Raw genomic sequence first — 22091 nt, 5'->3', positions numbered from 1 at the left:
CGATATCAAAAATATATGGAATTACGTTATCTACGCTATTTTGTTGCAGTGGCTGCGGCGCGGCACTTCACCCGAGCAGCCGAAACGCTGGGTATTTCACAGCCGCCCCTGAGCCAACAGATCCAAAAATTGGAGCAAGAGATAGGCACACCGCTACTGCGCCGGTTAACGCGTGGGGTCGAATTGACCAATGCGGGGAAAGTGTTCTATGAGGATGCCTGTCATATATTGACGTTGACGGATGAAGCGATAAAACGGGCGAAAAGTATTGCACGCGGGGAAACGGGCAAGCTGCGGGTGGGTTTTGCCAGCTCGACCGCGTTTCAGCCCATAGTCTTACAGCTGCTCCATGCTTATCGGGAGAAATATCCGGAGGTGATATTGTCGCCCAGTGAAGAGACTATGCCGGTGTTAATGAATGATTTGCATAACGAACATATTGATGTGGCTTTTATCCGCCAGCCCTGTGATGCCAGTAATGAATTCACCTGCAAGGTGCTGGTGGAGGAAGATATGTTGTTGGTGCTGCCACATCATCATCCGCTGCACCGCTTGCCAAAAATCAATCTGCAAACACTACAGCATGAAAAACTGATTATTTTCCCACGAGAGGTTGGCCCCGGATTATATGATGCCATTATCACAGCTTGCTATCGTGCAGGGTTTCAACCTGAGTTAGGGCAGCAATCGCCACAGATGGTTTCGGCGATTGGCATGGTTTCTGCCGGTTTTGGTTTTACTCTGGTACCTCGTTCACTCACAACTATTCAGGCAAATAATGTCACTTATCATGAGATTGATGACAGCTTATTAAAAACCAAGATTACTTTGGCATGGCGGCGGCATGAACATTCAGCAGCGGTACTTAATATGGTGAATATCATTACTCGCAAAAAGCTATCCGCGGGTTAGCTCTCACTTGCGGTGATAAACGGCAGTTTAATGATGATACGGGTGAACTCCTCAGCTTTATTTATTACGGTTACACCGTATTCACTGCCATAACGTACTTTAATCCGCCGATCCACCAGGTTCATACCCAGCCCATCACCATTTGGCCGTGGTTGATACAATCCGGCATTATCCTCGACTTCCAGCACCAGAACATGCTCATCCAACTTGCCATGCAAGGTGATACGACCATTGCTGAACATCTGCGAAATACCGTGTTTGATGGCATTTTCTACCACCGGTTGTAGCGAAAATGCCGGTAAACGCGCCTCCATCAACTCATCTGGTAATGAAATTTCAACACTCAGGCGATCTGCAAACCGTGCTTTTTCTATTTCCAGATAAGCATTCACATGTTCAATTTCATCACTCAGTGTGACCACATCATGACTGCGTTTGAGGTTTTTGCGAAAGAATGTCGACAGAGACAGTACCAGTTTACGGGCATGGTCTGGGTTGCGCCGGATCACCACTGACAGAGTATTGAGCGCGTTAAACAGAAAATGTGGGTTGACCTGCGCGTGAAGCAGTTTGATTTCGGATTGTGCCAACATCTGTTTTTGCTGCTCAAATTCACCGGCCAGAATTTGGGCCGAGAGCAGGTGAGCAATGCCTTCACCCAATGTGCGGTTGATACTGGAGAACAGCTTGGTTTTCGGTTCATACAACTTGATGCTGCCAATCACCCGATGCTCTTCGCCGCGCAACGGGATAACCAAGGTAGAACCTAGCTTACAGGTCGGTGAAATTGAACAGGTATAGGGTACGGCGTTGCCGTCGGCGTAGACCACCTGATTCAGCTCAATCGCCCGGTGGGTATGGTCGGAAGTAATGGTTCCTCCCACTTTATGGTGGTCTGAGCCGGTGCCAATAAACGCCAGCAGTTTCTCACGGTCAGTGATGGCTACCGCGCCCACACCCAGTTCCTCATACAAAATACGCGCCACTCGCATACTGTTTTGCTGATCAAAACCGTGGCGCAATAATCCTTCCGCTCGCGCGGCAATTTGTAACGCTTTGGCTGAGAATGCGGTGGTGTATTTTTCAAAAATAGCCCGTCTATCCAATAAGATACGCATAAACATCGCGGCACCGATGGTGTTGGTTATCATCATTGGCAGGGCAATATTCTCAACTAATTCGACAGCTTCATGGAAGGGGCGCGCCACTGCCAGAATAATCAACATTTGCAGGACTTCGGCTACCAAGGTAATAGCGGCGACAACCAAGGGCTGGAATAACAGGTCGAGGCGATTTTTGCGGATCAAATAGCTATGGAGTAGCCCGCCTAATAACCCTTCGGTGATGGTAGATAACATACAGGCGGTGGCGGTCATTCCTCCCATGGAGTAGCGATGTAAGCCGCCCGTTAGCCCCACCAGAAAACCGACTGATGGCCCCCCCAACACGCCACCTAATACGGCACCGATAGCGCGGGTATTGGCGATGGAGTCATCAATATGCAAACCAAAATAGGTTCCCATGATGCAAAACATGGAAAACGTGAGGTAGCACACCAGTTTATGGGGCAACCTAATGGTAACCTGCATTAAGGGGATAAATAGCGGTGTTTTGCTCAACAGATAGGCGATGACCAGATAGACACACATCTGTTGTAAAAGGGAAAAAATCAGTTCGACCTGGCTAACGCCCATGTTGGATGACCACTGTTATTACTAAGATTATTTATTGCTGCCGCTATTGTAGCCAGATTTCTCGACCGAGAAGTTAGCCCGCCCCTTGTTTTAACAAAAAAGCCCTATGGGGCCAAAAATCGTGTCAGCTTGTTGTTTTACTCATTTCGTCTGGCGGGTATCACAAGTTTCTTTGTGCGACTCATAACGGCATTTCCATCATCTATGTGTTTCTTGCACAGCTTAATCTTCTTTTTTTTCACTTATTTGCGTGAGAAAAAATTTCATTAATCATAAGCCAATTTTTTTAGCTCTCATTGACTATGCTTATAGTTTGGCAAGAAAAGTTATCGCTTCAGGGTGCGACTTTCAGAACAACGGATTAAGGCATTAAGTCCATTTATTGACCTTGATCATGCCTCATACATTAAATGGATTGCATGATTAATGCGCTGGATTTGGACAGCATATTTAAAATTTCATCATAAAATCATGCTATTAGTCAAAGGAAGAAGATATGTCAGTACTTCCCGACCGTCAGGTGATTAATCAGATTATTTCCGGCCATTATGCCGATCCTTTTTCCGTATTGGGTATGCACCAAACAGAGCGAGGATTACAGGTTTGTGCGTTATTGCCAGATGCCCAAGAGGTTTGGCTTATTGATACCAAGACGGGGCGTCGAGTCGCTCAATTGGATTGTGAAGATCCCCGTGGTTTTTTTGCTGTACAACTTACCCGTCGTAAAAACCCCTTCCGCTATCAATTTGCTGTTACCTGGCAAGAAAGTACACAAATCATCGAAGATCCCTACCGATTTGGCACTTTATTGCAGGATATCGATACCTGGTTATTGGCTGAAGGTACCCATTTACGCCCTTATGAACGCTTAGGGGCGCATTTGATGAGTCTGGACGAGGTGCCGGGAGTCAGCTTCGCTGTTTGGGCGCCAAATGCCCAGCGTGTCTCTGTGGTGGGGGAATTTAACTTTTGGGATGGCCGCCGTCACCCCATGCGGCTACGGCGAGAAAACGGTATTTGGGAGCTATTCCTGCCCGGTGTGCAGGCGGGGCAGCTGTATAAGTTTGAGATAATAGATTGCCACGGTCAGGTGCGGTTAAAAGCGGATCCCTACGCCTTTAAAGCCCAGATGCGGCCAGAAACAGCCTCATTGATCAGTCCGTTGCCCGATGTGGTCGAAAATACTCCTGCTCGACAAAAAGCCAATGACTTGCGTTCACCTATTTCTATTTATGAAGTCCATCTTGGTTCGTGGCGACGCCATACCGACAATAATTTTTGGCTTAGTTATGGCGAATTAGCCGATCAATTGGTCGAATACGTCAAATATATGGGCTTTACCCATGTGGAATTGCTGCCGATTAATGAGCATCCGTTTGATGGTAGTTGGGGCTATCAACCACTAGGGTTATACGCCCCGACCCGCCGCTTTGGCACACCACAAGATTTCAAAGATTTTGTCGCCAAATTCCATGAAGCCGGAATTAACGTCATTCTTGACTGGGTTCCGGGTCATTTCCCCAGTGATGAGCATGGTTTATCGACCTTTGATGGAACCGCATTATATGAATATGCCGATCCGCGTGAAGGCTACCATCAGGACTGGAATACCCTGATTTATAACTATGGTCGCAATGAAGTTCGCAACTATTTAGCGGGAAATGCATTCTACTGGATGGAGCGTTTTGGCATTGATGCATTACGTATTGATGCTGTTGCTTCAATGATTTACCGCGATTACAGCCGTGCCGAAGGGCAATGGGTGCCCAATTATTACGGTGGGCGCGAAAATCTGGAGGCGATTGCCTTCTTGCGTTATACCAACCACACCATCGGTGTTGAGCGCCCCGGTGGTGTCACTATGGCTGAGGAGTCTACTGACTTCCCTGGGGTGACATTACCTCCTGATGCGGGTGGATTGGGCTTTAACTACAAGTGGAATATGGGCTGGATGCATGACACGCTCAATTACATGCAATGTGATCCTGTTCACCGCAAATATCATCATAATCTAATGACTTTCGGTATGTTATACGCCTATACCGAGAACTTTATTTTACCGATCTCTCACGATGAAGTGGTGCATGGCAAGCGTTCAGTCCTTGATCGTATGCCAGGTGATGCATGGCAGAAATTTGCTAACTTGCGGGCCTATTATGGGTTTATGTGGGCGCATCCAGGCAAAAAATTGCTGTTTATGGGATGTGAATTCGCCCAAGGGCGTGAGTGGAATTTCGATACCAGCCTGGACTGGCATTTGCTGGATGACGAAAACGGCTGGCATAAAGGAGTACAGCGCTGGGTTCGTGATCTTAACCATTGTTATCAGCAATATGCGCCACTTTATGAGTTGGATTACCAACCGGCTGGCTTTGAGTGGTTGGTGGTGGATGACCATGAAAACTCGGTATTTGCTTTCCTGCGCCGTGACGCTGATGGTAACGAACTGATTGTTATTAGTAATTTCACGCCAGTTCCACGTTACAACTACCGCGTAGGTGTCCCGCAGAGCGGGCATTACCGTGAAGTGTTGAACTCTGATTCAGCGTTCTATCGTGGCAGCAATATGGGTAATCAGGGCGGTATTCATAGCCACCCGGTGAGCAGCCATAACCACGCGCATTCATTGCTGCTAACTCTGCCACCGCTGTCGACTATTTATCTGACACGGGGGGGGTAGGATGACGACGCTGACGAGTGGCTCCCCGACGCCAATGGGTGCTCATTTTGATGGTGTCGGGATAAATTTCACTTTGTTTTCGGCCCATGCAGAGCAGGTGGAACTGTGCCTGTTTGATGATAATAACCAGGAGCTGCGGATACCGTTACCGGCCCGCAGTGGGGATATCTGGCATGGCTATCTTCCCGGAGGAAAGCCGGGGCAGCGCTATGGTTACCGTGTCAGTGGGCCATTTAACCCGCAACAAGGCCACCGTTTTAATCCCCACAAGCTATTGATAGACCCTTATGCTCGTGCGCTGGATAGAAAAGTGGGTGATGACCCCAGCTTACAGGGTGGGGTGAGTCAGCCCGATTATCGCGACAGTGCTGCTGTAGCTCCAAAGTGTATTGTGGTGCATGAAGAATATGATTGGCAGGGGGATCGCCGACCAACCATTCCTTGGGGCAATACCGTCATTTATGAAGCCCATGTACGCGGCTTAACTCAATTGCACCCGGATATTCCGGCAGATCTGCGTGGCACGTACGCCGGTTTGGCTCATCCAGCCATGATTCAATACTTGCAAAAACTGGGTATAACGACGTTGGAGTTGCTACCAGTGCAATTCCATATTGATGAGCCACGGTTGCAGAAGATGGGGCTGAGTAATTACTGGGGCTATAACGTACTCGCTCCCTATGCGGTTGACCCGGATTATGCTTCTGGTCGTGAAGGGATATCCCCTCTGCGAGAGTTGCGCGATGCAGTGAAAGCACTGCATCAAGCCGGTATTGAAGTGATTTTGGATGTGGTATTCAACCACAGTGCAGAGCTGGATGTGTTTGGCCCCACTCTGTGTCAGCGTGGGATCGACAATGCCAGCTACTACTGGCTCACCTCTGAGGGTGAATATGACAACATGACCGGTTGTGGCAATACATTGCGCCTTAGCCAACCTTATGTGATGCAGTGGGTGCTTGATTGCCTGCGTTATTGGGTTGATAGCTGCCACATTGATGGTTTCCGCTTTGATTTGGGGACGGTTTTGGGGCGCTCACCGGCTTTCGACCAACATGCTCCTTTGTTTGCCGCACTGGCGGCTGATAAACAGCTTTGTAATTGCAAGATGATTGCAGAGCCTTGGGATATCGGCTTGGGGGGGTATCAATTGGGTAACTTTCCCACCGGTTTTAGCGAATGGAATGACCAATATCGCGATGCCATGCGCCGCTTCTGGTTACGCGGCGATTTACCTTTGGGGCAATTCGCCCAGCACTTTGCAGCATCCAGCAATTTATTCAAACATCGGGAGCGTTTGCCTTCCGCTAGCATCAATCAAATTACCGCCCACGATGGTTTTACCCTGCAAGATTTGCTGTGTTTTAACCAAAAACACAACCAAATCAACGGAGAAGAAAACCGTGATGGCAGTGATAACAATCTGAGCAATAATTTTGGTAGTGAAGGTTTGGTGGCGGATGACGCTATCTGGCAACGGCGCAAAGCGTGCCAGCGCGCATTACTGACCACTTTGTTACTTTCACAGGGTACACCGATGTTGCTGGCTGGCGATGAGCACGGCCATAGTCAGCAGGGCAACAACAATGCGTATTGTCAGAACAACATTCTCACCTGGCTCGACTGGGGGAGCGCAGATCGAGAATTAACGGCATTTACTGCCGAACTTATTCGGTTACGCCAGCAGATTCCGGCTCTGATTCAAGATTCATGGTGGGAAGACGGCGATGGCAATGTGCAATGGCTGGATAGTCAGGGCGAAGCGCTGAGTGATGGGGCTTGGGAGCAGGGTTGCCAGAAACAACTACAAATACGGTTATCTCAGCGCTGGCTGGTGGTGATTAATGCCACTGATCAAGCGTGTGAAATGCATTTACCTGTGGGGGAATGGGTGGTGATTCCTCCTTTTGAGCCGTCAGAGCATACGGAACCATTAACCGTATGGAATGGGTCTGCGCATACCGTTTGCGTGCTCACACAGAAATTTTAAGGAGTTTTCATGGTTAAGTTTGAGAACAAAGACCCACTGATGTTAGCTCGATTATTGCCGAATAAATCTGTCGCGCTGATTCTGGCGGGTGGCCGTGGTTCACGGCTGAAAGATTTAACGGCGACCCGTGCTAAACCCGCAGTTCATTTTGGCGGCAAGTTTCGCATTATTGATTTTGCCCTTTCCAACTGTCTGAATTCGGGTATCCGGCGTATTGGCGTGATAACGCAATATCAGTCACATAGCTTGGTTCAACATATTCAACGTGGTTGGTCATTCCTCAATGAGGAAATGAACGAATTTGTCGATTTATTGCCAGCCCAGCAGCGCCTGAGCACTGAGCAGTGGTACAAAGGAACCGCAGATGCGGTTTATCAGAATCTGGATATTATCCGGCGCTACAAAGCGGAACATATCGTCATTCTGGCGGGTGACCATATTTACAAGATGGATTACTCCCGCATGTTGCTCGACCACGCCGAGAAAGGCGCTGAGTGTACTGTGGCGTGTATTCCAGTCCCCATTACCGAGGCCACTGAATTTGGTGTCATGGAGGTTGCCGAGGATTATCAGATAACCGCTTTCTATGAAAAACCGGCTAATCCTCCTGCAATGCCAGGCCGACCGGATATGGCCCTCGCCAGTATGGGCATCTACATTTTCAATACGGATTATCTGTTTAAATTATTAGAAGAAGATCAGAAAACTCCCGGCTCCAGCCATGATTTTGGTAAAGATATCATCCCCAAATTGACTGAGCAAAGAGTGGCCTGGGCACATCCATTCGACCTTTCCTGTGTGACATCTAATGCTGAACTGCCGCCTTACTGGCGTGATGTTGGGACGCTGGATGCCTACTGGCGCGCCAACCTCGACTTGGCATCGGTGACGCCAGAGCTGGATATGTATGACCGCGATTGGCCTATTCGGACTCATATGGAGCCGCTGCCACCTGCCAAGTTTGTGCAGGACCGCTCCGGTAGCCACGGTATGACCATGAACTCGTTGGTTTCCGGTGGTTGCATTGTTTCCGGTTCGGTGGTGGTGCACTCAGTGCTATTCCCTCGGGTGCGGGTGAACTCGTTTTGCACCATTGATTCCACATTACTGCTGCCGGATGTCAATGTGGGCCGTTCGTGCCGCTTGCGCCGCTGCATTATTGATCGTGCCTGCCAGATACCCGAGGGGACGGTTATTGGAGAAAACGCCGAAGAAGACAGCAAGCGTTTTTATCGCTCTGAGGGCGGGGTGGTGTTAGTGACCCGTGCGATGCTAGCCAAGCTGGCCGAAAAATAGGGCTATCGAATTTTATCATTTATTAAGCGAGTACCTTAATACCCAAATTAATTGGAGTGGCAGGTAGGCGGCAAACGAGGGTATCCCGATGAGCTGACACAGGTCAGTGATTCGGGTGCCTGAGAGCAGCTAACAACCCTGCCGCTTCAAGTAAGAAGGGTATAAATAGGAGTCATGATGCGGGTTCTACACGTATGTTCTGAGCTATTCCCGTTGTTAAAAACCGGGGGATTGGCTGACGTTGTTGGTGCTTTACCTGCCGCTCAAATTGCTGAGGGGGCCGATGTCAGGGTTATGTTGCCGGGGTTCCCTGACTTACGCCGTGGCATCCCAGACACGGTTTTGGTCAGGGAGATTGATACCTTTGCTGGCCGTGTTTCATTACGTTATGGCCATTATCAGGGGATTGGTATTTATCTGATTGATGCACCAGGCCTCTATGACCGGGCAGGAAGCCCGTACCACGACCAATCTTTACATGCTTATGCTGATAACTATCGCCGTTTTGCATTACTGGGATGGATGGCTTGTGAACTGGCTTGTGGCCTGGATGGTTATTGGCGTCCAGAGGTAGTGCATGCCCATGATTGGCATGCCGGGCTAGCTTGTGCTTATCTCGCGGCACGTGGCCGGCCGGCACGTTCAGTATTTACCGTCCATAATTTGGCATATCAAGGGCTGTTCTCGGGGCACCATTTGGCTGAAATACAGCTGCCAGCCGCATTTTTCCAAATGTATGGGCTGGAGTTTTATGGCCAAATTTCCTATCTGAAAGCCGGATTGTTCTTTGCTGACCATGTCACCACCGTTAGCCCGACCTATGCCAAGGAAATTACCCAACCTGCCTTCGGCTACGGCATGGAGGGGTTGCTACAAGAGCGGGCCAGTCAGGGGCGATTAACCGGGATCCTCAATGGGGTGGACAGTGATATCTGGGACCCACAAACGGATACTTTGCTCCATGCCCGCTATGATGCAGAAGACCTGCAAAAGAAAGCGGTAAATAAAACTCATCTGCAAACCACAATGGGGTTGGAGGTGACGGAGAAGAAACCTATTTTTGCGGTGGTCAGCAGGCTGACGGAACAAAAAGGGCTAGATTTGGTGCTGGAAGCGTTGCCCGATTTACTACAATTGGGAGGGCAATTGGTTGTTCTGGGGGCGGGTGATGCCATTTTACAAGAGGCATTCCTGGCGGCTGCAGCAGACTATTCCGGTCAGGTTGGGGTACAAATAGGCTATCACGAGGCATTTTCACACCGAATTATTGCCGGTGCGGATGTGATTCTGGTGCCTAGTCGTTTTGAACCTTGTGGGCTAACACAGTTGTATGGCTTGAAGTATGGCACTTTGCCACTGGTCCGGCATACGGGCGGGTTGGCAGATACCGTGGTGGATTGCGCGCTGGAGAATCTGGCAGACGGCAGTGCCTCGGGGTTTGTGTTTGATGAATGCGATGCACAAGCATTGGTGCGGGCGATTCGCCGTGCTTTTGTTCTGTGGAGCCGACCAAAACATTGGCGTCACGTTCAGCGCCACGCGATGGGGTTGGACTTTGGTTGGCAAGTAGCAGCGGCAGACTATCTGTCACTTTATCGGCGTCTGTGATTTCTCGTTGCCGATTTGTTGTAACCACTAATTGGGAAAACCGCTATGACATCACCGTTCAGTTATACCTCACCTGTTGTCAGTGTGGACGCGCTGAAACACTCCATTGCCTACAAACTAATGTTTATTGTAGGCAAAGATCCCTCTATTGCGACTCAGCACGATTGGCTGAATGCGACTTTATTTGCCGTGCGTGACCGGATGGTTGAACGCTGGCTGCGCTCTAATCGCGCACAATTATCCCAAGACGTTCGGCAGGTTTATTATCTGTCGATGGAGTTTCTCTTGGGACGAACGCTTTCTAATGCACTGTTATCGATGGGGATTTATGAAGATATCGAACAGGCTTTGGATGAAATGGGCCTCAATCTGTCGGAGCTGCTGCAAGAAGAGAATGACCCTGGTTTAGGTAATGGTGGCTTAGGGCGGCTGGCGGCCTGTTTTCTCGACTCACTGGCCACATTAGCACTTCCTGGTCGCGGCTATGGCATTCGCTATGAATATGGCATGTTCAGCCAGAAAATCGTCAATGGTCAGCAGATGGAGTCGCCAGATAACTGGCTGGAATATGGCAATGCCTGGGAGTTTCCACGGCACAATACCCGCTATAAAGTGCGTTTTGGTGGCCGTATTCAGCAGGAAGGCAGCAAAACTCGTTGGCTGGAAACGGAAGAAATTCTTGCCTGTGCCTATGATCAAATCATTCCTGGTTTTGATACAGATGCTACTAATACTCTGCGTTTATGGTCTGCACAGGCCAGTAATGAGATCAATCTGGGTAAATTCAATCAGGGTGATTACTTCGCAGCGGTAGAAGATAAAAACTATTCAGAAAACGTATCTCGGGTACTTTATCCCGATGACTCGACCTACTCTGGGCGCGAATTGCGCCTGCGGCAAGAGTACTTTTTAGTTTCCGCCACGGTGCAGGATATTCTCAACCGCCATTGGATGATGCACCAAACATTTGAGAATTTGGCTGATAAGATTGCTATTCACCTGAATGATACCCATCCGGTGCTTTCTATCCCTGAAATGATGCGTCTGCTGATTGATGAGCATAAATTTAGTTGGATGGATGCCTGGGATGTGGTGCAGCAAGTATTCTCTTACACCAACCACACTCTGATGAGCGAAGCACTGGAAACCTGGCCTATCGACATGATTGGCAAAATCCTGCCGCGCCATCTGCAAATCATCTTTGAAATCAATGACCATTTCCTCAAACTGGTACAAGAGCAATATCCAAATGAACCCGAATTGCTGCCACGAGTATCGGTTATTGATGAAAACCATGGTCGACGTGTGCGTATGGCCTGGCTTGCGGTGATTGCCAGTCATAAAGTGAATGGCGTGTCAGCGCTACATTCAGAGTTGATGGTGCAATCGCTGTTTGCTGATTTTGCCCGTATCTTCCCGAACCGCTTCTGCAATAAAACCAATGGGGTTACGCCACGGCGCTGGCTGGGGTTAGCTAACCGGCCATTGGCCGCAGTATTGGATGACAGTATCGGCCATAACTGGCGTACAGATTTGGGCCAACTCAGTGAGCTGAAAAACAATATTGATTACGTGAGCTTCTTGCGGGCAGTGCAAAAAGCCAAGCTGGAGAACAAAAAGCAGCTGGCTATCTATATTGCGCAAAAGCTGAATATTGTGGTGAATCCGGCGGCGCTGTTTGATGTACAAATCAAGCGTATTCATGAGTACAAACGACAACTGTTGAATGTTCTGCATGTGATAACCCGCTATAACCGCATTCTTGAAGCTCCTGATGAGAAGTGGGTACCACGAGTGGTGATTTTTGCCGGTAAAGCCGCATCAGCTTATTACAATGCGAAACAAATCATTCGGTTGATCAATGATGTAGCCAAGGTGATCAATAACGATCCGCGCATTAATAACCTGCTAAAAGTGGTGTTCATCCCGAACTACAGTGTCAGTCTGGCGCAGTTGATCATTCCAGCAGCTGATCTTTCCGAACAGATCTCGCTGGCGGGTACTGAGGCATCGGGAACCAGTAATATGAAATTTGCGCTGAACGGTGCTCTGACTATCGGTACCCTGGATGGGGCAAATATCGAGATACAAGAACATGTGGGTGAGGAAAATATCTTTATCTTTGGTAATACCACCGAGCAGGTCGAGGCACTGCGTAACAATGGCTACAACCCACGTGACTATTACAACAACGATCCAGAACTGAATCAGGTATTAACGCAGATTGCTACCGGCACTTTCAGCCCGGAAGAGCCTCATCGATACACCAGTCTGTTTGATTCACTGGTCAATTTGGGTGATCACTATCAGTTGCTGGCGGATTATCGCAGCTATGTGGATACCCAAGAGCGCGTCGATATGCTCTACCGCCATCCAGACGAATGGACACGTAAAACCATACTCAATATTGCCAATATGGGCTATTTCTCTTCGGATCGGACTATTCAAGAGTATGCCGATGACATTTGGCATATTAAGCCAATAAGATTGTAGCTGTTTGGATGTATTCACTGAGCGAATAAAAAACCCTCTTCAACAGTGAGCTGTGAAGAGGGTCTTTTAACAGATAGATGACGGGAATTTGTTATCAGGAGACCAAAGACAGGGTCTGTTGTTTCTCAGCTTGTACTTGCGCCAGCCATTCAGCCACTCGCTGTTTCTGCACATCATCCAGAGTCATGCCTAACTTAGTGCGACGCCAGATTGCATCATCAAGTTCAACCACCCACTCTTTTTCAACCAGATAGCGCAATTCTGCTTCATATAGACCGTGGCCGAAGTGTTCGCCCAAGCTTTCGATGCTGGTGGCATCAGCCAAAATCAGCTCGCTATGACTGCCATAGGTACGGGTATAGCGGCGCGCCAGCCCTTCAGGTAGCCAGTTATAGCGATGGCGTAATTGCACGGTATAGTTATCACGGCTGCCACCAATATCCCCGCCCGGTAACGAGCCGGTTTTCGTCCATGCTGGGCCGACATTTGGATAGTAGCCGGACAGTTTTTCCAGTGCATGTTCTGCCAGCTTGCGGTAAGTGGTCAGTTTGCCACCAAATACTGATAGCAGTGGTGCTTTGCCGCCTTCATCGGCGACATCCAGTGTGTAATCACGGGTAACCGCTTGCGGTGAATCTGATTCATCATCACACAGCGGACGAACGCCAGAGTAAGTCCAGACGATATCGTCGCGGCCCAGTTGCTTTTTAAAGTGGTCGTTATAGACCTTCAGCAGGTAATCAATTTCCTGATCGTCGATCTTCACATCTTTCGGATCGCCGTGGTATTCCACATCAGTGGTACCGATGATGGAATATTCATCCAACCAAGGAATGACGAAGACAATACGGTGGTCTTCGTTTTGCAGAATATAGGCTTGTGGTTGGTTATGAACCCGTGGCACCACAATATGGCTACCTTTGATCAGGCGGATACCATAAGGTGATTTCAGTTTCAGACCATCATCAAAGAACTGTTTAACCCACGGGCCGGTAGCATTGACTAACCCTTTGGCGCGCCAGGTAAAGGTTTTGCCGGTGTTGGCATCGACCGCTTCCACCATCCATAGGCCTTGTTCACGCCAGGCGCGAGTCACTTTGGTGCGAGTACGTACTTCGCCGCCACGTTCGACCACTTCCTGAGCATTCAGCACTACCAGGCGGGCATCATCGACCCAGCAGTCAGAATATTCGAAACCGCGCACTAACTCGGGCTTCAATACTGATTCGGGTCCAAAGCGTAGCCCTTTACTGGCGGGCAGGCTGGTACGTTTGCCCAAATGATCGTACAAGAATAAGCCGGTACGAATCATCCACGCCGGGCGCAGATGGGGCTGATGGGGCAGGCGAAAGCGCATTGGGAAAGCGATATGAGGAGCCAGTTTCAGCAAAACCTCACGTTCGGCCAATGCTTCACTGACCAACCGGAATTCATAGTGTTCCAGGTAACGTAAACCACCGTGGATAAGTTTGGAGCTGGCAGAAGACGTAGCACAGGCCAAATCTTGTGCTTCCAGCAGCAGAACGGACAGGCCACGCCCTGCAGCGTCCGCAGCGATACCGGCACCATTAATGCCGCCACCGATCACGATCAAGTCTTTGGTTTCCATGCTTACTCCCTCCAAATGTTCGAAACAGCTCTTTAATGTTCGTTTTCGCTCACGATTGTAATCAAAAACCAACAAACAAGCCAAGACTTAACCAAAAAAAAACATTTATGCGTGATGGGAGTAACAGTTTTGTTATCAAAATGTGGGAGGAAGTCTAGATTTGGCTTTGTTTTTGGTGATTAGGTTGTTCGGTGTTCGGTGTTCCGATTCGGTTGTTAGAGCACTTGAGTTGACTTAACCTGCGATGAACCAACCGGCAAAGGGGCCATAAGCGTGGCTCCTTGTGCAATCCCGCGCTTGCGCGAAATATTACTGCTATTCGCAGTCCCGTCCATGGGACTCACCCCTTCGGGGCCACTGCAAGCAGCGTTCAAATCTGCTTCCGGCAGATTTGTCCATGGCGGCTCACTCGGGCCACCGTCTTTGTCGGTAATATTCCTGATTGTGCTCAACATCAAAAGAGAAAATCAAAATCATGGTTTTTGGTCTTGATGTTAAAAGCACATTTGAGCAGCCGAATGAAGAATGGAGCAAGGGAAATCCGCCATATACGGCGGATTTAGGCGTCATGAGCAGGGATGCGAATAAAGCCGTCCCGCCAGTGAAATGATAAGTGAGGGAACCCACGCAGTGGGCAGGCGATACGTGCGAAGCGCGGGATTCCACAAGGGGGCGCGCCCGCACCCTTTGGCGGTTGAGGCTACGGAGGTTAAGTAAACTCCGTTGCTTTAACAACCGAACCTGACCACCATATTAAATAACCAAAATAAAACTCACGCTACCGCAGGTGGCTTAGGCTTAACATCCAACGGCAACGGAATATAGGCTCGAATCCGTAATCCACCTCGCTCGCTGGTGCCGATATCCAACGAACCGGCGTGCGCATCAATAATTCGCTGCACAATGGCCAGCCCTAACCCGGTGCCACTGGTACTACGGGCGCTATCACCACGGACAAAAGGCTGGAACAGATGCTTCAAATCTTCCGGCTTAATACCTGGCCCATCATCTTCCACCTGGAACCAAGCTCGCTGTAGCTCTGTGCCACTGCTCACTTTTATCCAACCATTTCCGTAGCGGGCGGCGTTCACCACCATATTCGCCAAAGCGCGCTTAATCGATAACGGGTGAATATCCACCATGACCTCGCCTTCACATAAATCTGTTTCAATCACCCGCTCATAGCCGCTTTCAGCCGCAATAACTTCACCCAACACCGCATTAAGGTCGCTCGGTTCGGTCGGCATTTCCTGCCCAGTGCGCAGATAATCAATAAACTGCTCGATAATGGCATTACACTCTTCAATATCCTTGTTGATTGACTCAGACAAATAGCCGTCGGCTTCACTCATCATTTCTGTCGCCAAACGGATACGGGTCAATGGCGTACGCAAGTCATGACTGACCCCCGCCATTAACAAGGTGCGGTCATCAGCCAACAACTTCACGCCAGCCGCCATTTGGTTAAATGCCCGGGTAACAGAGCGGACCTCAGAAGCACCATATTCGCGCAGCGGTGGCGGAATGATGCCCTTACCGACCTGCAAAGCCGCATGTTCCAGTTCAACCAAGGGTCGATTCTGAATACGGATAAACAGCCAGGCACCGCCAACCGCCAGTAACATGATGGCCAAGGTATAACGGAACAGCGGCGAGAAGTCGCCCTGATGGATCTCGGTTAATGGCACCCTCACCCAGATATCCGGCGACAACCACGTCTTTAGCCAGACAACCGGGGAGTTTTTGTTCACTTCGACCCGAACATCGGTTGGCCCACCCAACTGTTGGGCCATTTGATCACTGAGAAATTTGTAATGCTGTGCCCAACGCAGGCCACTTTCCTCTGCCGCAGCATTGGTATAAAGCGAAATCCCCAATTCACGGTAAATCTCACGCCGAAACGCTGGCGGGACTTCAAGTAGCGTGCCATCTTCCAGTTGCAGCCGATCAGTCATCAGCATACGGACTTCATATGCCAATACTTTATTAAACTGCTGCAAACTGGGCAAAATGGCGAAATTCAGTACCACCAGATACGTCGTGACCAGGCTGACAAATAGCAAGGTCACAATCAGTAATAAGGTTCGGGCAAATGAGCTACGTGGAGAAAAGCGCCATCGCCTCATGCTTTACTGCCGTCCGGCACAAATACGTAGCCCAAGCCCCATACGGTTTGGATATAGCGTGGATGAGCTGGATCTTCTTCTACCATGCGGCGCAAACGTGAAATCTGTACGTCGATAGAGCGTTCCATTGCACTGTATTCACGGCCACGAGCCAAATTCATCAGTTTATCGCGAGACAATGGCTCACGCGGATGGCTGACTAACGCTTTCAGCACTGCAAACTCGCCGCTGGTCAGTGGCATAGGTTCATCTTCACGGAACATCTCGCGGGTACCCAAGTTCAGTTTGAACTTACCAAAGGCAATCACCGCTTCTTCTTGTGAAGGGGCACCTGGAAGTTCGTTGGCCTGACGGCGTAGCACCGCGCGGATACGAGCCAGCAGTTCGCGTGGGTTAAATGGCTTTGGAATATAGTCATCGGCACCAATTTCCAGCCCGACGATACGGTCAACTTCTTCACCCTTTGCCGTCACCATAATGATAGGCATTGGGTTACTTTGACTGCGCAGACGGCGGCAGATAGACAGGCCATCTTCCCCCGGTAACATCAGGTCGAGCACCATCAGGTGGAAGGACTCACGAGTTAGCAAGCGATCCATCTGTTCAGCATTGGCAACACTGCGCACCTGGAAACCTTGCTCTGTCAGGTAACGTTCCAATAGCGCGCGTAGGCGCATATCGTCATCAACGACCAGAATCTTGTGATTCTCTTGCATTTTATTACTCCCAAAGGCCGTATTGCCCGAATCTACACATTGTTAGAAAAACTCACTCTAACAGACAGCAATTTATGGTATACATTCTAGTCGAAATTGTTACAAAGCTTATTGTCAGGCTTAATTATCAACACTTTCATCAAATGGGCGGTAGCGAATATCTAGAATCCAGTAGGTCGCCTCACCATTTGGTGTCTGAACCGTCACCTCATCATCGACCTGTTTACCTATCAAGGCTCGGGCCACCGGTGAATCGATAGAAATCCATTTTTTCGCCGGATCGAACTCATCTGGCCCCACCAAACGGAAGATGCGCTGTTCTCCTGATTCATTTTCAACCCGCACCCAGGCACCAAAATAGACTTTCCCTTCCTGGCGAGGATCGGGATCAACAATTTTCAACACTTCAAGCCGCTTGGTTAGAAAGCGCACCCGACGATCAATTTCCCGCAGGCGCTTCTTACCGTAGATATATTCGGCATTTTCCGAACGGTCACCCATAGCCGCTGCTTCAGATACCGCTTGTGTCACCACCGGCCGCTCTTCTCGCCATAGGTAATGCAGCTCACGATCCAGCGCCTGCCAGCCCTCGCGGGTTATGTAGTTGCTTTTAGCCATTCGCTAATCCAATCATTATGGTTGGGTTTAATACCACGCAATATAACGCAATAACGAAACTTTCTGGCAATAAGTTGATTTCCCCATTATCCAATGGGTTGCCCCCCACTTTCGCGTTGCATCTTGCTCACAAGAGATCTGTAGTTTCTCTCATTTGAAACTGGCTCTGTTGACTTTTTAACCAGTGAAATTTAGAACAAGAAGTGAGTGGTCAACCACTTGTTAATATTCATTAACTGAATGTTGTATATGAGTTTATTTACCTAATGGAGAGTACAAAAATGGAAATCATTATTCTAGAAACCAAATTACCGGCACAAGACACACCTCGTCCGGCCGCCGACCAATAATAACCGAAACCTCCCTGGAACATGAGGGAGGTTAGTTTATGTCTTAGTTCGTATAACGTTACACCATGGAGCGAACACGTATGGATGATTCTAAGCCCTTACTGTTACCTCATATTACGCTATCAACCAATACAGCCTTACGAGCAGGGGTCTTGCTGACCATTACCGATCTTGCTGAATGGGATCATCCTTATTTGTTTAAAGTCAGCGCAACGCGTTTTCGACATGCTCATCAATTGCCAGAATTAGAAGAAAACTTATTGCCGCTTCCCAGCACTCAGGGCATTTGCCGGTTCTTGCAGATGGCGGCTCAACAGCACCCGTTCGTCTATAAAAGTTGCGTGGCCGTTCTGGAGAAAACGGCGCGGCGAGTCGAGGAAATTCGCCAGTTTTATCACCATGTAGCAGCTCAACATGCTTTGCATGACGATGTTGTCATACCGCTGATAACACATGCCGAAACCGATGAAGAGTATGACCATCTCAATTCATTAAGTTTATTCTCAGCTTGCTATGGTGCCTTGCCGATAACTATTGCTGGGGCAGCATTGAAATTCGCCTATGGTTTTACTGAAGCGCTTTATCTCTGGCAATGCCACCTGCTGGATGTTTATTTGCATCAACCATTGGGTGAAGGCCACCGTAGCCGTCGATCTGCTTAGGCCACTCATTGATGCGGTTCTGGAAACGCCCTCAGCCGATGCTGCCAATTGCTACCATTTTTGTTTTTAAAAATCGCAATTACTGCCGCTTCCTGCTGGTCAACAGTTTGTTATGGATGCTGCATGCCCAGCTTTATTCCACCATCCCCCTCTATACCCGCGAAACATTGGATGACGAAAGTCATCTGACACTATTTTTTATGGTGGAAGCGCTATGTGTCATGGTGTTGCAGCATTGGGTTAATCTCTATATTAATCAGCATATTCCATCTTATTATCCTGCCGTCACTCTGATGCTATTCTCTGTTTCTTTTTTCCTAATTTATCTTGCGCAGGATAGGGTACTGATTCTATGGGCGGCGGGGGTTTTCTCCCTGGCTCTGATGGTGTACATGCCCAGCGCAGATGCAAATAATGCTGCATTTGCTGACCATGGCAGTTTCGCGACCTATTTTGGTTTGCTATCACTGTCAGTGACACTGGGTGATTCGCTAGGCAATATGCTGGGAATGAGGCTGCTGGCTTTCCTGCTGCAAAGTGGAAATGTCTCACAATACTTTCTCTGGCTCGCCGGGATCACCGCAGTACTGGCAATTTTTTACCGCAATCCGTATAACTGTCCTCTATGATTTTTTCCCTATTCCTCTATCAAAATTGATATCAGACTTATGAATGAACAACTGAGCAGCATTATTGCAAGCGAAATACAGGCGCGACCGGAGCAAGTTATTGCCGCGATAAGCCTGCTGGATGAAGGTAATACCGTGCCCTTTATTTCACGGTATCGTAAGGAAGTTACCGGCGGGTTGGATGATACCCAGCTGCGCCAGTTGGAAAGCCGTTTGGGTTATCTGCGCGAACTTGAAGACAGACGCCAAACCATTCTTAAATCAATCGAAGATCAGGGCAAACTCACCGAGCAGCTAGCCAGTGCTATTAACGGCACGATGAGTAAGACTGAGCTGGAGGATTTATATCTTCCTTATAAGCCAAAGCGCCGCACCCGCGGGCAGATTGCGATTGAAGCTGGTCTGGAACCCTTGGCAGACAGCCTATGGAATGACCCACAGCAAGATCCGGAACAGGTCGCCCTCGCTTATGTCGACGCCGATAAAGGCGTGGCAGACACCAAAGCGGCACTGGATGGGGCGCGCTATATCCTGATGGAGCGTTTTGCGGAAGATGCCACTTTGCTGGCGAAAGTGCGCCAATATTTGTGGAAAAACGCCCATTTGGTAGCAAAAGTGGTGGAAGGCAAAGAGCTGGAAGGTGCTAAATTCCGCGATTACTTCGATCACCACGAACCTATCGCCCAAGTCCCTTCTCACCGCGCACTGGCAATGTTCCGTGGCCGTAATGAAGGGGTGTTGCAACTGGCGCTGAACCCCGATCCACAGTTTGATGAACCTCCTCGTGAAAGTCAGGGCGAGCAGATCATTATCAACCATCTGGATTTGCGCCTGAATAATGCACCGGCTGACAACTGGCGCAAAGCCGTGGTCAACTGGACATGGCGTATTAAGGTGCTGATGCATCTTGAAACCGAGCTGATGAGCACCCTGCGTGAACGAGCGGAAGACGAGGCTATCAATGTATTCGCTCGTAACATGCAAGATTTGCTGATGGCCGCTCCGGCGGGGATGCGCGCCACTATGGGCCTCGATCCTGGTCTGCGTACTGGGGTGAAAGTGGCTGTGGTTGATGCTACCGGTAAGCTGGTTGCCTACGATACCATCTACCCTCATACTGGGCAGGCTGCTAAAGCCGCTGCCGTGGTGGCTGCCCTGTGTATCAAACATCAGGTTGAACTGGTGGCGATTGGTAACGGCACTGCATCACGGGAAACCGAGCGCTTCTTTACCGAGCTGCAACAGCAGTATCCGGCGGTGACGGCGCAGAAAGTCATTGTCAGTGAGGCTGGCGCTTCGGTGTATTCGGCCTCAGAGCTGGCCGCGTTGGAATTCCCTGATCTGGATGTGTCCATTCGTGGCGCGGTTTCTATTGCTCGCCGGTTGCAAGACCCGTTGGCTGAACTGGTTAAAATCGACCCGAAATCTATCGGAGTTGGTCAGTATCAGCATGACGTCAGCCAAAGCCAACTGGCGAAAAAGCTGGATGCGGTAGTAGAAGACTGCGTAAACGCCGTGGGTGTGGACTTGAACACCGCGTCAGTACCATTACTGACCCGTGTGGCTGGCTTGACCCGCATGATGGCGCAGAATATTGTGAACTGGCGTGATGAAAATGGGCGCTTCCATAACCGCGAGCAATTGCTGAAAGTCAGCCGCTTAGGGCCAAAAGCTTTCGAACAGTGCGCCGGTTTCTTGCGTATTAACCACGGGGATAACCCGTTGGATGCTTCAACGGTGCATCCAGAAGCCTATCCGGTGGTTGAGCGTATTTTGGCAGCTACCGAGCAAGCATTGCAGGACTTAATGGGCAATGCCACAGCATTACGTAGCCTCAACGCCCGCGATTTCACCACCGAGAAATTTGGCGTTCCGACCGTCACAGATATCCTGCGCGAGTTGGAAAAACCGGGCCGAGATCCGCGTCCTGAATTTAAAACCGCGACCTTTGCCGAAGGCGTGGAAACACTGAATGATCTGACACCGGGGATGATCCTCGAAGGCTCAGTAACTAACGTGACCAACTTTGGCGCATTTGTCGATATCGGTGTCCATCAGGATGGTTTGGTGCACATCTCCTCACTGGCAGACAAGTTTGTCGATGACCCGCATAAAGTGGTGAAAGCCGGTGATATCGTCAAAGTTAAAGTGATGGAAGTGGACTTACAGCGCAAACGTATTGCTCTGAGTATGCGACTTGATGAACAGCCGGGTGAAAGTGGTTCACGTCGTGGTAATAGTGGTGAGAACCGCGCTAATGACAATCGTGGTGCCAGTCGGCCGCGTAATAGCAATGAATCCAATAGTCGCCCATCCGCTAAAGGGCGCACAGATAGCAACTCTGGCGGCAACCATTCCAGCAGCAGCAACAACAGCGCCATGAGTGATGCACTAGCGGCAGCATTTAAAAAACGCTGATATCTCAAGTTAAGGGCCAGATTCTGTGGCCCTTTGTCATTGTTCTTAATTCATCGAATTTGTAAGTTCAAACTCATCCTTAACACCATATTGAGTACCACTTCTCATATTTTTTTCTTCTATAAGATCGCAGCGTTATCTTTTAAATTAATTAGCACGCAATTCTTTTTTCGGTGTTCTATCACACTAAATCAGATGTAGACTTAACTGATTTAACATCATATTTAACATGAAGTTTAATTTAGTTCGTTATTACACTTAATTTATAAATAATTACGATAACATTCCAT

The 22091-nt window shown here is 49.2% G+C and carries 14 protein-coding genes; 9 read left to right on the top strand and 5 right to left on the bottom strand.

The window, feature by feature from the left end; translation table 11 throughout:
- Positions 1 to 15: 15 nt before the first annotated feature.
- Positions 16 to 912: a LysR substrate-binding domain-containing protein gene (locus FGL26_RS14795; protein ID WP_005174784.1), complete on the top strand. Its 897-nt coding sequence runs from the start codon at positions 16 to 18 to the stop codon at positions 910 to 912.
- On the opposite strand, the gene FGL26_RS14790 is transcribed toward FGL26_RS14795, so the two are convergent.
- A complete protein-coding gene (locus FGL26_RS14790) occupies positions 909 to 2606 on the bottom strand; it encodes a sensor histidine kinase (RefSeq protein ID WP_005174778.1) in 1698 nt (565 codons plus the stop codon). The two genes, FGL26_RS14795 and FGL26_RS14790, sit on opposite strands and share 4 nt — an antisense overlap.
- A gap of 496 nt (positions 2607 to 3102) precedes the next feature.
- Between FGL26_RS14790 and glgB the strand changes: the two genes are divergently transcribed.
- From glgB to glgP, 5 genes are all read left to right on the top strand, one after another.
- Positions 3103 to 5286, top strand: coding sequence for a 1,4-alpha-glucan branching protein GlgB (gene glgB / locus FGL26_RS14785; RefSeq protein ID WP_005174776.1), 2184 nt, complete (start codon positions 3103 to 3105; stop codon positions 5284 to 5286).
- Position 5287: 1 nt separating this feature from the next.
- Positions 5288 to 7276: a glycogen debranching protein GlgX gene (glgX, locus tag FGL26_RS14780; protein ID WP_005174773.1), complete on the top strand. Its 1989-nt coding sequence runs from the start codon at positions 5288 to 5290 to the stop codon at positions 7274 to 7276.
- A gap of 9 nt (positions 7277 to 7285) precedes the next feature.
- Positions 7286 to 8572, top strand: coding sequence for a glucose-1-phosphate adenylyltransferase (gene glgC / locus FGL26_RS14775; RefSeq protein WP_005174772.1), 1287 nt, complete (start codon positions 7286 to 7288; stop codon positions 8570 to 8572).
- A 177-nt stretch (positions 8573 to 8749) separates the two neighbouring features.
- Positions 8750 to 10180: a glycogen synthase GlgA gene (glgA, locus tag FGL26_RS14770; protein WP_005174770.1), complete on the top strand. Its 1431-nt coding sequence runs from the start codon at positions 8750 to 8752 to the stop codon at positions 10178 to 10180.
- 45 nt (positions 10181 to 10225) lie between these two features.
- A complete protein-coding gene (gene glgP, locus FGL26_RS14765; protein ID WP_005174769.1) occupies positions 10226 to 12673 on the top strand; it encodes a glycogen phosphorylase in 2448 nt (815 codons plus the stop codon).
- A 94-nt stretch (positions 12674 to 12767) separates the two neighbouring features.
- Here the strand turns inward: glgP and glpD are convergent, their stop codons facing one another.
- The 4 genes from glpD to greB form a co-directional block, all read right to left on the bottom strand.
- Entirely contained in the window at positions 12768 to 14282 is a 1515-nt protein-coding gene (gene glpD / locus FGL26_RS14760; RefSeq protein WP_005174768.1) for a glycerol-3-phosphate dehydrogenase, read from the bottom strand.
- A 773-nt stretch (positions 14283 to 15055) separates the two neighbouring features.
- Positions 15056 to 16408: a two-component system sensor histidine kinase EnvZ gene (gene envZ / locus FGL26_RS14750; protein WP_005174760.1), complete on the bottom strand. Its 1353-nt coding sequence runs from the start codon at positions 16406 to 16408 to the stop codon at positions 15056 to 15058.
- Positions 16405 to 17124: an osmolarity response regulator transcription factor OmpR gene (gene ompR, locus FGL26_RS14745; RefSeq protein WP_004709363.1), complete on the bottom strand. Its 720-nt coding sequence runs from the start codon at positions 17122 to 17124 to the stop codon at positions 16405 to 16407. Before ompR ends, envZ begins: the two co-directional genes overlap by 4 nt.
- A 120-nt stretch (positions 17125 to 17244) precedes the next feature.
- Positions 17245 to 17742, bottom strand: a complete 498-nt coding sequence (greB, locus tag FGL26_RS14740) for a transcription elongation factor GreB (protein WP_005174758.1) — start codon at positions 17740 to 17742, stop codon at positions 17245 to 17247.
- A 430-nt stretch (positions 17743 to 18172) separates the two neighbouring features.
- Here greB and FGL26_RS14735 point away from each other — a divergent pair, with 430 nt between their 5' ends.
- From FGL26_RS14735 to FGL26_RS14725, 3 genes are read left to right on the top strand one after another with little or no spacing between them, the layout of a single operon-like run.
- Entirely contained in the window at positions 18173 to 18754 is a 582-nt protein-coding gene (locus FGL26_RS14735) for a hypothetical protein (protein ID WP_005174756.1), read from the top strand.
- 11 nt (positions 18755 to 18765) lie between these two features.
- Complete coding sequence (locus tag FGL26_RS14730; RefSeq protein ID WP_005174754.1) at positions 18766 to 19383, top strand: MFS transporter; 618 nt, start codon at positions 18766 to 18768, stop codon at positions 19381 to 19383.
- Positions 19384 to 19422: 39 nt separating this feature from the next.
- The gene (locus FGL26_RS14725; protein ID WP_005174752.1) at positions 19423 to 21801 is read left to right on the top strand and encodes a Tex family protein; all 2379 of its coding nucleotides are present in this window, start codon (positions 19423 to 19425) and stop codon (positions 21799 to 21801) included.
- Positions 21802 to 22091: the final 290 nt, after the last annotated feature.

This window comes from Yersinia enterocolitica subsp. enterocolitica, assembly GCF_901472495.1.
Taxonomy (GTDB): Bacteria; Pseudomonadota; Gammaproteobacteria; order Enterobacterales; family Enterobacteriaceae; genus Yersinia; species Yersinia enterocolitica.
The sequence above is the reverse complement of the archived record's forward strand: the minus strand, read 5'-3'. Positions and strand labels throughout refer to the sequence as shown.